At 35.9% G+C, this 12,922-nt stretch carries 14 protein-coding genes and 1 riboswitch; of the genes, 11 read left to right on the top strand and 3 right to left on the bottom strand.

From position 1 onward, the window contains the following. Positions 1-120: 120 nt before the first annotated feature. The 3 genes from AC1RPX_RS06455 to AC1RPX_RS06465 all read left to right on the top strand — a co-directional run bounded on the left by AC1RPX_RS06455 (position 121) and on the right by AC1RPX_RS06465 (position 1,648). A complete protein-coding gene (locus AC1RPX_RS06455) occupies positions 121-813 on the top strand; it encodes a VIT1/CCC1 transporter family protein (RefSeq protein ID WP_481761736.1) in 693 nt (230 codons plus the stop codon). 54 nt (positions 814-867) lie between these two features. Next, the gene (locus AC1RPX_RS06460; RefSeq protein WP_481761735.1) at positions 868-1,281 is read left to right on the top strand and encodes a helix-turn-helix domain-containing protein; all 414 of its coding nucleotides are present in this window, start codon (positions 868-870) and stop codon (positions 1,279-1,281) included. Between the two features lie 166 nt (positions 1,282-1,447). Next, positions 1,448-1,648, top strand: a complete 201-nt coding sequence (locus tag AC1RPX_RS06465) for a cold-shock protein (RefSeq protein WP_112251328.1) — start codon at positions 1,448-1,450, stop codon at positions 1,646-1,648. A 90-nt stretch (positions 1,649-1,738) separates the two neighbouring features. On the opposite strand, the gene AC1RPX_RS06470 is transcribed toward AC1RPX_RS06465, so the two are convergent. The 3 genes from AC1RPX_RS06470 to AC1RPX_RS06480 are packed head-to-tail and all read right to left on the bottom strand — an operon-like array spanning position 1,739 to position 4,056. Continuing rightward, positions 1,739-2,818, bottom strand: coding sequence for an LCP family glycopolymer transferase (locus AC1RPX_RS06470; protein WP_481761734.1), 1,080 nt, complete (start codon positions 2,816-2,818; stop codon positions 1,739-1,741). 21 nt (positions 2,819-2,839) lie between these two features. After that, a complete protein-coding gene (locus AC1RPX_RS06475) occupies positions 2,840-3,214 on the bottom strand; it encodes a DUF1634 domain-containing protein (RefSeq protein ID WP_481761733.1) in 375 nt (124 codons plus the stop codon). Further along, the gene (locus AC1RPX_RS06480) at positions 3,214-4,056 is read right to left on the bottom strand and encodes a sulfite exporter TauE/SafE family protein (protein WP_481761732.1); all 843 of its coding nucleotides are present in this window, start codon (positions 4,054-4,056) and stop codon (positions 3,214-3,216) included. The genes AC1RPX_RS06475 and AC1RPX_RS06480 overlap by 1 nt, the downstream gene beginning before the upstream one ends. Positions 4,057-4,240: 184 nt before the next feature. Between AC1RPX_RS06480 and AC1RPX_RS06485 the strand changes: the two genes are divergently transcribed. The 8 genes from AC1RPX_RS06485 (at position 4,241) to serS (ending at position 12,643) form a co-directional block, all read left to right on the top strand. After that, complete coding sequence (locus AC1RPX_RS06485; RefSeq protein ID WP_481761731.1) at positions 4,241-4,873, top strand: phosphatase PAP2 family protein; 633 nt, start codon at positions 4,241-4,243, stop codon at positions 4,871-4,873. 3 nt (positions 4,874-4,876) lie between these two features. After that, the gene (locus AC1RPX_RS06490; protein WP_481761730.1) at positions 4,877-5,398 is read left to right on the top strand and encodes a GNAT family N-acetyltransferase; all 522 of its coding nucleotides are present in this window, start codon (positions 4,877-4,879) and stop codon (positions 5,396-5,398) included. 86 nt (positions 5,399-5,484) lie between these two features. After that, positions 5,485-6,018, top strand: coding sequence for an Rrf2 family transcriptional regulator (locus AC1RPX_RS06495; protein WP_481761729.1), 534 nt, complete (start codon positions 5,485-5,487; stop codon positions 6,016-6,018). 135 nt (positions 6,019-6,153) lie between these two features. Beyond that, positions 6,154-7,833, top strand: a complete 1,680-nt coding sequence (gene alsS / locus AC1RPX_RS06500) for an acetolactate synthase AlsS (protein WP_481761728.1) — start codon at positions 6,154-6,156, stop codon at positions 7,831-7,833. A gap of 26 nt (positions 7,834-7,859) precedes the next feature. Next, positions 7,860-8,573 (top strand): acetolactate decarboxylase, encoded by a 714-nt coding sequence (gene budA / locus AC1RPX_RS06505; protein WP_481761727.1) that lies wholly within the window; start codon positions 7,860-7,862, stop codon positions 8,571-8,573. A gap of 44 nt (positions 8,574-8,617) precedes the next feature. Continuing rightward, positions 8,618-8,802, top strand: a riboswitch (Lysine riboswitch). Between the two features lie 124 nt (positions 8,803-8,926). Then, positions 8,927-10,357 (top strand): amino acid permease, encoded by a 1,431-nt coding sequence (locus AC1RPX_RS06510; protein WP_481761726.1) that lies wholly within the window; start codon positions 8,927-8,929, stop codon positions 10,355-10,357. 8 nt (positions 10,358-10,365) lie between these two features. Next, a complete protein-coding gene (locus AC1RPX_RS06515; protein ID WP_481761725.1) occupies positions 10,366-11,097 on the top strand; it encodes a M15 family metallopeptidase in 732 nt (243 codons plus the stop codon). 277 nt (positions 11,098-11,374) lie between these two features. Continuing rightward, positions 11,375-12,643, top strand: coding sequence for a serine--tRNA ligase (gene serS, locus AC1RPX_RS06520; RefSeq protein ID WP_481761724.1), 1,269 nt, complete (start codon positions 11,375-11,377; stop codon positions 12,641-12,643). The last annotated feature ends 279 nt before the right edge of the window (positions 12,644-12,922 follow it).

A 12,922-nucleotide genomic window follows, 5' to 3' on the forward strand; every position in this document is an offset into this window, starting at 1 on the left:
TAAGATTGTGTCCCATTTAAGATAAGGCAATCATGTTCCTTAACGAAATTAATAAACCCGACTGATAATCGTTCCCAATTAGCTTATACTTAAATGATTGGAAATGGAGTGAATCATTTGATGAATAGTCGTGCATTAAAAGTAGGAATGGCTTTATCAACGAAATTAAATATTTTAAGAGCAGGGGTATTAGGTGCTAATGATGGCATCATCTCAGTTGCAGGCGTTATTCTGGGGATGGCCGGTGCTAGTCAAGGTAAGTACTATCTTGTCTTAGCTGGACTTGCTGGTATGTTTGCGGGAGCGTTCTCAATGGCTGGTGGTGAATACGTCTCAGTTTCTGCACAAAGGGATACACAAAAATCGATTATCCATTCAGCTGCAAAAAAGTTAAAAGAAAATCGTGAATTTGAAATTGAACGATTAATTAATATCTACCAAGCAAAGGGATTCTCGCGGATGGTCGCAACGGATGTGGTCAATGAACTAATGTCTCAAAATGAACTAGAAAATTACTGTAAAGAAGTTAACAATATTGATGTCGGTGAGTACTTAAATCCGTGGCACGCAGCGATGTCCTCAATGACATCCTTTGTAGTTGGCTCGCTAGTTCCATTATTATTAATAGCGATACTCCCAACTGAGTTTATGATTCCACTGACGGTTATTGGCGTTGCTTTAGCTTTACTTTTAACAGGGGCAGTAAGCGGGATATTAGGGCGTAATAATATTAGACATGCCATGGTAAGAAATGTTTTTGTTGGATTAGTAACAATGGCTGTAACTTATTATATTGGCGGTTTATTTGGTTAAAAACCTACCCTTTTTTTAAAAAAGAGGTATGCTTATCTAAAGGAGGTGTTGTTGATGTTTCCGGAAAGATTAAAAGCATTGCGCAGAGGTAGTGGATTAACGCTAACTCAATTAGCTGTTGGATTAAATCAGTCTCAAAAATCGAATCATAACTTGAATTCTGGCCCGCAGATTGGTAGTTGGGAGCGTGGTATTAATACACCCTCATATCTTGAAGTCAGAAAGTTGGCCGAATTCTTTCATGTTTCAATTGATTTTTTAGTTGGTCAAACTAACGATGAATTGATTGATCTTGAAGATTTATTCGCACGGACGGCAACACTTTTATACCGCGATAAAATTTTATCAGGTAGTGATCGTTATGAAGTTATTCAAATGATTCAAGGATATTTAATGGGTAAATACCAGCCATATAATCTGGAAGAAAATGATGATTTAGCGTTACCACTTGAAGATGAAAACAACTAAATAAAAGCGCTATTTTAGAATTTGTTTTTACAATTAGACGTGATATAATTTAGGTGGCTTTTCAAATCAAATGAAGTTGATGAGTGTCTTCGGAAACGATATCAACTGGGACGATTTGAGAGTCATAAATAAAACGTGTCACATAGACACAAGGAGGATTTTATTCATGGAACAAGGTACAGTAAAATGGTTTAACGCAGATAAAGGTTTTGGTTTCATTACTCGCGAAGATGGTAGTGATGTATTCGTACATTTCTCAGCTATTCAAGGTGACGGTTTTAAAACATTAGACGAAGGTCAAAAAGTAACTTTTGACGTTGAAGATAGTGACCGTGGACCACAAGCAGTAAACGTAAACAAAGACTAATTTAAAATCTAAACAACTTGCCATTTAGGTGAGTTGTTTTTTTATGCAAAAAAGTAGGCCGTCAATCCCCGATTGACGGCCTACTTTTAACTATTCACGAGTTGTATTAATTTTTGTATCGGCTGTTAAAGTATTTCCAGTTTTAGCTGGAACCAAGCCAAGTGTGGAACGTAATTTATCAGTGATACGTTGTTTTTCAGTTTCGCTGGCAATTTCAAAAGCTTCTCCATTGACCATTGTTCCTGTACCTTGTAGATAATCTGAATGTGAATGATGTGTTGCCTTACGATAATTGGTACCTAAGACGGTAAGATCATTGAATGTTAAATCAGTTTTCATTTGAGATGACATTGTATTTAAAAATTTATCGTCTAATAAATTTTGAAGTTGTGTACTTTTTAAAGCCACTGCCATAATAATCTGACGTTGGCGTTTTTGTCGACCGTAATCGCCAAGAGGATCATCATATCTCATGCGGGCATACGAAAGGGCTTGTTTACCGTTGACATGAGTTTTAACGCCTTTTTTGAAGCTGGCACCATTATAAGAAAAAGATAGTGGTGGATTAACGTCAACACCGTCAACAGCATCAACTAGTGATTCTAAACCGCCCATGTTGATTGTTGCGTAGAAATCAATGGGTACATTGAAATATTTTTCAACAGTTTTAACGGCAGTTGCAGCACCACCATAAGCATAGGCAGCGTTTATCTTACTTGGAAAATCTGATTCATGGTCTGAAACCGCAACTTCAGTATCACGCGGTAAACTGATTAAGGTCATTGATTCTGTTTTAGGGTTAAGTGTGGCAACGATTAAAGTATCCGTTCGGCCACCAGTTTTAGCACGACCCAAGGCACCATCATCAGAACCTAAAAGTAAAATCGAAATAGGATGGTCCTTTTCCAAAACCGCTGCGACATTTCTAGTTTTAGCAATTTTAGTAGAAGTATAGATTTTATCAGCTGCATTTTTAGCGTTTGAGTATTTATGGTAGGCATAAACGCCACCGCAGATAGCAGCGATTATTATAATGATTAACCAAATTAAGCGACGACGTTTCTTGTTTTGCTTTTTATTTTTTCTTTCGCGTTTTGGTAAAGGCAGGTGATTAGTTGTTTCTTGGTGTAGTAGTTGTTCTTTATGATAGTTTTCTCGACGACTTGACATTGAAATGTTCCCCTTTATTAATTAATGTTCGCCAATAAAAAAGCCAGCAATTAAAATGACTAAAACGATGACGGTAATTTTAACGTACAGATAATCTTTTTCTTTGTAGAAAGCATAAATTGAAATAACGACACGAAGAATTGGTGTTAGTATTAAGCAAAATAGCCCAAGCATCATAATTGCGTAAGGTTTAAGTGCGACAATTCCAGAAATGATAGCAGAAAATGAAGTTGGAAATGTATTACCTTGATAGCCTGTTGAACCTGTAACTAAGGATAGGATAAGACCAATAATCATAATTATCGCAGAAATGAAAACGCCAATTCTTAGTATTTGACCAATCATTAATTCAATTTTTGCCATTTCGGCTGATGTGTTATTTTTTTCATTCATCATTAGATAGATACCCCGAATCCTTTTAGAATCATCTGAATGCTGACATACAATAGTACAGGTACAAAAATGAGGCGAATTATTTTTGCGGGTAGGTATTGCATTGCACGCGAACCAATTGATGAACCAACTAAAATTCCTAGCGCTAATGGAACCGCAATATCAGGTCTAATTGAACCATTGAAAAAGTAGACGGTCGCACTTGCGGCAGCGGTGACACCCATCATTAAGTTACTTGTTGAACTTGATGGTTTCAACGGCATTTTCATTGCAGTATCCATTGCCATAACTTTGAAAATACCAGATCCGATTCCTAGTAGTCCACTAGCAACTCCAGCACCAAGCATAATCGCCATCCCACCTGGAACATTTTCGACTTGATAATCAACTTGTTTTTTTAGTTGTTTATCATAGTACGAACTATTCAGTTTAAATTTGGTAGATAAATAATCAGGTTCAGCTGATTTTAAAACTTCTTCACCTACAAAAATTTTTTTAAGCATGTTGTAGACAGAAAGTAGCAAAAAAGCACCGAATAAAATGAAGAGAAAGGATGTATTAAAGACTCCTGTTAAGAGTGCTCCACAAATCGCACCAATTGTCGTTGCGATTTCTAAAAACATGGCGACCCTCAAATTTAAAACGTCATCTTTTAGAAATGCAATTGTAGCACCAGAACTCGTTGCGATAACGGCAATGATACTAGCACCAATAGCGTATTTAATATCTAATCCCATCATTAAAGTTAAGACCGGGGTGACAATGATGCCGCCACCTAATCCTAAGATAGATCCTAGAGCACCTGCCACAAGACCAGCGGCAAGCATAAGTAGTAGCGTATTCATTATTTATTTTCAACTCTTTTCTAAATTTATAAAGATATCCTATTTTACCATAAACTTACATAAAATTGAGCATTTGCTTGATTTCTGTATGAATTCTTAAAGATTTTGGTAACTAACTTTAAACAAATTAAAAAATATGATAAATTATGTGGATAAAATAGACTGTAATTAAGAGGTTAGAGTAATGATTAATAAGAATAAACTTTATGGAGTAGTCATAATAGGCAGTGGACTATTCGCAATATTGACGTTATTAATAGTAACAAAAAATAATTTTATTCATGGTATAGATAATAATATCATTGCAGTTGTTAGGTTTCATCCTACAGCGCAACTAGACCAAGTGATGCAGATAATCAGTTGGCTAAGTAGTCCGATGATGATAGGGTTGTATTCAGTCATTTTGATGATTATTTTATATAAATTACGACGAGGTGTACTCGCTATTTGGACAGGGATGACCATAATGACTGGAGCACTGTTAATTAAGCTCATTAAAAGTAGCGTCCAGAGACCTCGACCAGTGGGGCATGGATCAATTACTGGATTCAGTTTCCCCAGTGGACATACGTTCGGGGTGGCATTATTTTGTCTAACGATAATGAGTATTATGCTGGTAGAATTTAAGTATAGTAAACAATTTTTGATTAACTGCTTATTAGCGATATGGATCATGATGATTATGATTTCAAGAGTATATCTACAAGCTCACTTTCCGACGGATACGGTAGGCGCTGTTCTTTTAACAGTCACTTGGATAGCCATTGCACGCGTTATATATCTAAAAATTCTGAATAAATTTAAAATTGAGGGCTAAAAAATGAATCAATATGAAACGAAACGGCTTGTGGTACGTCCGTTATGCTCATCAGACATAAATGACATATATGAATATGCTTGTGATGAAACGGTTGGTCAAATGGCTGGCTTTTTACCCGTGAATTCATTGGCTGAAGCTAGTTTGTTCGTTGCGACGCTACAAAAACAAAGTATATTTGCGATTGAGTGTAAAGGAAATCAAAAAGTAGTCGGTAATATCGGTTTATATGAAGTAGTTGATGAGAATCAAGAACCTAGTTTGGTAGTTAAAGAGGTTGGCTATGCACTAAATCCTATTTTTAAGAATCAAGGGATAATGACTGAAGCAGTTCAAGGACTTTTAACAATGGCTCAGGCGTTAGATTTAGAACGTGTAATTGGCGTGACAACTATTGAAAATAAAGCATCTATCAAAGTGTTAAAAAAATCCAATTTTAAATTTGTTGAAAAAAGAGCGGTTTCATCCCTTTTTCAACCTGCTGCTCTAATTAATGAAATTGTTTATGCGGTTGATTTAAAATAATCAATACCAATTGTCAACGACATATGTTATCCTTTATTCGTATATATAGAACTATTTGAAAATTAATCAACCGGGGGTAGCTGACTATGCAATTAACAAAAGGATTTGAACAAGCAGCGTGTATTATTTCTTTATTGGCAACGCAGGATAAGGGTGTGCCAATTTCATCGCAAGTAATCAACGCTCGTCTTGGTGGTTCACAAACTTATCTTCGTAAAATTATGCGTAAGTTAGTCGTTGCGGGACTTGTGAAATCTGTTTCAGGTAATAATGGCGGTTTTACGTTAGCAAGGGATGCTAAGGATATCAATTTATTAGAAATTGTGGAGGCTTCGGAAGGAAAGATTGAAACCTATCCAAACTTCGGTTTCTTTGATCGTGTATTTCGTGAATTTAAACAAGATACAGAAAAAGCAACCGTCGTCGTTAATAGTGTTTTTGCTGAAGCGGATAAACGTTGGGCTAATTATTTAGAGTCACAAACGGTTTATCAACTAATTGCAGCAACGTTTGACGAAACTGAAATTCCTTTAATTAATTGGAATGAAGAAGATATCAGTGGTCAACGTAAATTAATCATTCAAAAAATTGTCGAAAATGTAACCGGAAATCATAAATAACGAAACCATTATTAACCATAACTGGGTTAATAATGGTTTTTTATTTAGGCTTACATTTGGTAAGTTTAAACCATAGTCATTTATTTGTGAAAATGCTATCATGGATACTACTAAAACAAATTCGGAGGAAATCTAATGACAGATAATAAATATTACGGCGCAGATGCCATTGTTGATAGTTTAATAAATCATGATGTGAAATATGTATTTGGTATTCCTGGTGCAAAAATTGATCGTGTTTTTGAAAAATTGGAACATCCGACGAATTCTAAATCGCCAGAATTAATTATTACGCGCCATGAACAAAATGCAGCATTTATGGCTGCTGGGATTGGTCGTATTACAGGTAAACCGGGGGTTGTTTTAACGACTTCCGGACCTGGTGCAAGTAATTTGGCAACAGGCGTTGTGACGGCTACGGCAGAAGGTGATCCTGTTCTTGCTATTTCTGGTCAAGTGAAACGTTCAGATTTAACGAGACTAACGCATCAAAGTATGAATAACACGGCATTATTTGAACCAATCACTAAATATAGTGCAGAGGTTCAAGAACCTGAGAATATTTCAGAAGTGATTGCTAATGCTTACCAAGAAGCTGAGGCTGCAAAGCAAGGGGCAAGTTTCGTTAGTATTCCCCAAGATGTAACAGATTCAGAAGTGAAAACAAAAGTTATCCAGCCTTTAATGGCACCTAAATTAGGTCCCGCTAGCCCGGTAGAAAGTACACTTTTAGCACAAGAAATTAAAGCAGCAAAATTACCTGTTTTACTTGTGGGAATGCGGGCATCTTCACCAGAAGTAACAAAAGCTATTCGTAATTTAGTTGAAGCAACGAATCTACCTGTTGTGGAAACATTTCAAGCCGCTGGTGTGATATCGCGTGAATTAGTCGGTGATTTCTTTGGTCGTGTGGGCTTATTCAGAAATCAACCAGGGGATCAATTACTTAAAAAGAGCGATTTAGTTATTACAATTGGCTATGATCCTATTGAATATGAACCACGTAACTGGAATGCAGAAGGAACAGCTAATATTGTTGTTGTTGACGATATGCGTTCAGAGATTGATCATAATTTCCAACCAAAGAAAGAGTTAGTGGGCGACATCGCGCAAACACTTGAATTTTTATTACCCTATATGAAAGGCTATCAAATGGCATCTGAATCTCGTGAGTATTTAGATGGCTTACAAGAAAAATTACAGGCTAGGGATGAAGCGCCAGTTGTGACAAGTGACACATTAACCAGTCATCCATTAAGCATTATCCAAGAATTACAAAAACGTGTTTCAGATGAAATGACGGTAGCAGTTGATGTCGGTAGTTTCTACATTTGGATCGCGCGACATTTTAGAAGTTATGAACCACGTCATTTATTATTTAGTAATGGGATGCAAACATTAGGAGTTGCGTTACCTTGGGCAATTTCAGCGGCCTTAGTTCGACCTAATACACAAATCGTCTCAATTTCTGGAGATGGTGGATTCTTGTTTTCAGCCCAAGATTTGGAAACAGCGGTTCGTTTGAATCTGAATATTGTTCATATTATTTGGAATGATGGACACTACGATATGGTTAAATTCCAAGAAGAAATGAAATATGGTCAATCTGCCGGTGTGAATTTTGGCGCAGTGGATTTTGTGAAATATGCGGAAAGTTTTGGTGCAAAAGGCTTACGCGTTGAAAAAGCACAAGATTTAGCTAAAACATTAGATGAAGCATTTGCAACTAATGGTCCTGTTATTGTTGATATACCAGTTGATTATAAAGATAATCAAGAATTAGGACAATCAATTTTAATGGATCAATTATATTAAAATAATTTTCAAGAGAGGTCAACGACATGCAAGATATAAAAAAGGTTTATCAACATGGTACCTTAGCAACATTAATTGAAGGCTTGTACGAAGGCACATTGAGTGTTGGAGAATTATTGAAACATGGTGATTACGGAATTGGAACTGTTGGTGATTTAGATGGCGAAATGATTGTGATTGACGGAAAGGCTTTCCAGATTACTGCAAAAGGTCAAATTAATCAAGTTAGCGATGACGTTCTTGTTCCATTTGCGACAGTCCATTTTAATCAAGCAGACGCATCTATTCAATTTGAAAATGTGGCAGGAAATGTTTTAGAAGAGCAATTACTTGAATTATATCCTTACCAAAATTTATTTTTTAGTGTTCTTATTAAAGGAACATTTAGTAAAATGAGTACACGATCTGTTGCTAAACAAAGTAAACCGTATCCAGAATTAACTGCGGTAACTGCCAAACAATCGGAATTTGAAGAAGAAGATATTGATGGAACAGCTATTGGCTATTTCACACCTGAGTTATTTCAAGGAATTGGTGCAGCGGGATTCCATATTCATTTTTTATCTGATGAAAATAAAATGGGTGGACATATTTTAGATTATCATTTAAAAAATGGGGTTGTGAGTTTACAGCCATTTAGTTCGATTGAACAACACTTTCCAATCGAAAATGAAGCTTTTTTAAAAAATGAAACAGATATTGAAAAGTTGCATGATGAAATTAATATAGCTGAAAATTAGGATACAGCTTGCAAAATATCAGTGAATTGATTATAGTAAGAATTATCGAAAGAAGAGGATGCAGTTTTCATAAGTATGTTTAATGAAGCAATTAAGTGCTGAAGAAGTTAAACTGAAAGGGTGAACTGCCGAAGTGGATGCTAACTTAGATTTAGTGACTGCTGGGGTCTGATTTAATAAGTCAGAAACTGTCGTGATTATATAGTAATCACGGGGCGCTTATAACGATTTGACTGAGTCTATTAATCTGAGTCTTTTTGTATAACGCGTAATAGTGTTGTACAAAAGGTCTCTTTTTCTTTTCTCAATTTTAAAAATCACGAGTGCTCCTCTATATATAGGGGGGATTTCATATGGCAGAACAAGAAGGTATGCACCGAGAGTTAAAAACAAGACACTTATCAATGATTGCCTTGGGTGGAAGTATTGGAACAGGCTTATTCGTTGCGAGTGGGTCAGCAATTTCGAAGGCAGGGCCAGGTGGTGCGTTACTAGCTTACATTGGCATTGGAATTATGGTTTACTTTTTAATGACTAGTTTAGGTGAAATGGCAACGTATTTACCAGTTTCAGGGTCGTTTGCGGTTTATTCAACGCGATTTGTTGATCCTGCGATGGGTTTTGCAATGGGTTGGAATTACTGGTTTAACTGGGCAATTACATTGGCTGTTGATATTAGTACAGCTGCCTTGGTTATGCAATTTTGGTTGCCAGATGTACCAGGATGGATTTTTAGTACAATCTCGTTAGTTATTATTTTTTCAATTAATGCGTTGTCAGTTAAATCATTTGGTGAAACAGAATATTGGTTATCAATTATTAAAGTGGTGACTGTCATTGTCTTCTTAATCGTTGGTGTATTGACTATATTTGGTATTCTAGGTGGCCATGCAACGGGACTTGAAAACTTTACAATGAAGAAAGCTCCATTTGTTGGTGGTGTTCCAATGATTCTAAGTGTATTCGTCGTCGCTGGTTTCTCTTTCCAAGGAACTGAATTAATCGGTATTACGGCGGGAGAATCAGAAACGCCTGAAAAGAGTATTCCAAAAGCAATTAAACAAGTGTTTTGGCGGATTCTACTATTCTATATTTTCGCTATTTTTATCATTGCAGCAATTATTCCGTATACAAGTCCAGATTTACTCGGCTCAAGCGCATCAGATATTTCAATTAGTCCATTTACATTGGTCTTTCAAAGAGCTGGGTTAGCCTCTGCAGCAAGTGTTATGAATGCAGTTATCTTAACATCTGTACTTTCAGCTGCAAATTCAGGAATGTATGCATCAACTCGAATGCTTCATTCACTTGCGGAACAGGGTTACGCTCCTAAAAAGTTTAAACAAACGAATAGTCGTGGTATTCCAATGGCAGCACTAGTGGGAACAACATTTATCGGATTACTCACATTTTTAGCAAGTGTTTTTGGAGCAAAAGTGTATGTCTTTTTACTGAGTGCTAGTGGGTTAACTGGATTCATCGCTTGGCTAGGAATTGCAATCTCACATTACAGATTTAGAAAAGCGTTCAAAGCGCAAGGACATGAAGTGTCAGAATTAAAGTACTCTGCAAAATGGTTCCCAGTGGGCCCTATTTTAGCGCTTGTTCTTTGTATTTTAGTTATTCTTGGACAAGATATTCAATCATTTAAAAATTTTGATTGGGAAGCAATCTCGGTTAGTTATATGAGCATTCCGTTATTTGTTATCTTGTACACATATTATAAAATACGCTATAAAACAAAATTAATTCCATTAAAAGATGTAGATTTATCAAAGAAATGAGGCACATTTTGACTAGAAGAAAATGGATGATGATGGTAGTAATGATGTGTGCACTATTAATAGGTGCATGCGGTAAGAAAGCGAATACGACACCTAGCCATAAAACGGTAAAAGTCACACAAAAAAGTGAGCTACCTAAAGGTGTAAAGGCAAATGATTGGAATTTAATATTAGTTAATTCAGAGCATAAACTCAAGCAAGAACTGGATTTTAAACAGAAAATAGATGGAAATGTTATTGTAAATTCAAAAATTGAGAGTGCTTTGAATGATTTTGTATCAGCAGCAAATAAGGCCGGGTATAAGGCGTCACTGGTATCTGGTTATCGATCAATTAGCTACCAAAAAGAGGTCTATGCAGACTCAATTAAAAGCTATGAAAATTCGGGAAAGTCAGTTGCTCAGGCTAAACAATTAACAAAAGAGTATGTGGCAGAACCAGGATCAAGCGAACATCACACCGGACTAGCAGTCGATATGATGTCATCAAATTGGTATGCCAAACATAATGATTTAGATAATAGTAGTGAAACAGATAAGGGTCAAAAATGGTTAATCAACCATGCGGTAAATTATGGATTTATATTGAGATTCCCGAAAGATAAAGAAAAATCGACTAAAATTGATTATGAAACATGGCATTTCCGCTATGTTGGTAAAAGTAACGCGAAATATATAGTTAAGCATCATCTTTCGTTAGAAGAGTATATCGATTTGCTTAATAAAGCGGGTAAGAATTAAACTTGCAATTTAATAAAACAACGCTTATTATTAAAGTAATAAATAAACACGGAAAACGTTATAAGTAGGCATTTAAGAGACGTAATGGTGGTGGAAATTACGAAGCTGAAAATCCGGCGTGAATAAGTGGGTGGGTAATGCCACACGGGAGACCGTTATCTATTTGAGTGTGACAAATGATTATTTGTCGAACTTGGGTGGTACCGCGAAAATGAGCCTTTCGTCCCAATTAGTGGATGAGTGGGCTTTTTTTATACAAAAAAAGGAGGAACAGAATATGTTAGATATTAAAATGATTCGTCAAAATGTCGATGAAGTTAAGGAACAATTGGGTAATCGTGGGGTAAAACCAGAGATTATTGATGAAATGGTTGAAAAGGATCGTAAACGTAGGGATATTATTGTTCAAACCGAAACTTTAAAAAAGAAAAGAAACGATGTATCGCAAGCTATTGCACAATTAAAACGAAATAAAGAAAATGCAGATGCTCAAATCGAAGAAATGAAAAAAGTCGGAGATGAAATTAAAGCATTTGATGAAGAATTAAAGGTTTTAGATGCAGACGTAACAGATATGGCATCGCGACTACCAAATATGCCAAATAAAACGATTCCAGTAGGTCCTGATGAAGATTCAAACATTGAATTAAGAAAAGTAGGTACACCAAGAACTTTTGATTTTGAGCCGAAAGCACATTGGGAAATCGGTGAAAATTTAGATATTTTAGATTTTGAACGTGGCGCTAAAGTGTCGGGCAGTCGATTCCTATACTATAAAGGATGGGGAGCTCGTTTAGAACGTGCTTTATACAATTTTATGCTTGATCAACATGCAATTGATGGTTATACAGAGATTATTCCTCCATATATTGTTAATGATGAGTCAATGTACGGAACTGGTCAATTTCCGAAGTTTAAGGAAGACGTTTTTCAAATCGCAAATGAAAATTTAACGTTAATTCCAACAGCAGAAGTACCATTAACTAATTACTACAGGGATGAAGTTATTCCGGAAGAAAAATTACCAGTATATTTCACAGCTCTCTCACCCTCATTCAGATCTGAAGCAGGAAGCGCTGGAAGAGATACACGTGGATTGATTAGATTGCATCAATTTAATAAAGTTGAAATGGTGAAATATACTAAACCAGAAGATTCATATGCAGAACTAGAAAAAATGACAAGTGATGCAGGCAGAATTATGGAAAAACTTGGGTTACCATATCATGTGATAACATTGTCAACGGGAGATATGGGATTCTCAGCAGCAATGACACATGATTTAGAGGTTTGGTTACCTGCACAAAATATGTATCGTGAAATTTCAAGTTGTTCTAATACTGAAGCATTTCAGGCTCGTAGGGCTCATATCCAATATAGGGATGATGATGGAAAATTACAGTTTGTACACACGTTGAATGGTTCAGGATTGGCAGTTGGTCGTACGCTAGCAGCAGTTCTTGAAAATTATCAGAATGAAGACGGGTCGGTAACTATTCCGGAAGTTCTTCAACCATACATGGGTGGATTAGACATTATTAAATAGCTTTTATCAAAAAAGCGACTTAAACTTATCAATTCGATGAGGTTAAGTCGCTTTTTTGATAAAGTAATAATTAATAAATCAAATTTATCTGTAATGAAGTATTGACAGGGTGTATACCAGATGGTATATTAATAAAGCTGATTGATACGGCAAGAAGAAATGAATATTTATTCAAAAAAATTCTTGACAAATCATGACGTGGTTGATATGATATAAAAGTTGTCAAAAGCAACCAAGTAGATCTTTGAAAACTGAACAAATTTTCGACAAATCAAATGT

The sequence above is a fragment of the Dellaglioa sp. CoH-56-MRSF-14 genome, assembly GCF_056782115.1.

Excerpts from the sequence above, each read along its gene's own strand:
- AC1RPX_RS06480 (WP_481761732.1), bottom strand. The coding sequence starts at position 4,056 with ATGAATACGCTACTACTTATGCTTGCCGCTGGTCTTGTGGCAGGTGCT.
- AC1RPX_RS06485 (WP_481761731.1), top strand. The coding sequence starts at position 4,241 with ATGATTAATAAGAATAAACTTTATGGAGTAGTCATAATAGGCAGTGGA.
- AC1RPX_RS06460 (WP_481761735.1), top strand. The coding sequence starts at position 868 with ATGTTTCCGGAAAGATTAAAAGCATTGCGCAGAGGTAGTGGATTAACG.
- alsS (WP_481761728.1), top strand. The coding sequence starts at position 6,154 with ATGACAGATAATAAATATTACGGCGCAGATGCCATTGTTGATAGTTTA.
- AC1RPX_RS06470 (WP_481761734.1), bottom strand. The coding sequence starts at position 2,818 with ATGTCAAGTCGTCGAGAAAACTATCATAAAGAACAACTACTACACCAA.
- AC1RPX_RS06510 (WP_481761726.1), top strand. The coding sequence starts at position 8,927 with ATGGCAGAACAAGAAGGTATGCACCGAGAGTTAAAAACAAGACACTTA.
- AC1RPX_RS06475 (WP_481761733.1), bottom strand. The coding sequence starts at position 3,214 with ATGATGAATGAAAAAAATAACACATCAGCCGAAATGGCAAAAATTGAA.
- AC1RPX_RS06465 (WP_112251328.1), top strand. The coding sequence starts at position 1,448 with ATGGAACAAGGTACAGTAAAATGGTTTAACGCAGATAAAGGTTTTGGT.
- budA (WP_481761727.1), top strand. The coding sequence starts at position 7,860 with ATGCAAGATATAAAAAAGGTTTATCAACATGGTACCTTAGCAACATTA.
- AC1RPX_RS06455 (WP_481761736.1), top strand. The coding sequence starts at position 121 with ATGAATAGTCGTGCATTAAAAGTAGGAATGGCTTTATCAACGAAATTA.
- AC1RPX_RS06490 (WP_481761730.1), top strand. The coding sequence starts at position 4,877 with ATGAATCAATATGAAACGAAACGGCTTGTGGTACGTCCGTTATGCTCA.
- serS (WP_481761724.1), top strand. The coding sequence starts at position 11,375 with ATGTTAGATATTAAAATGATTCGTCAAAATGTCGATGAAGTTAAGGAA.
- AC1RPX_RS06495 (WP_481761729.1), top strand. The coding sequence starts at position 5,485 with ATGCAATTAACAAAAGGATTTGAACAAGCAGCGTGTATTATTTCTTTA.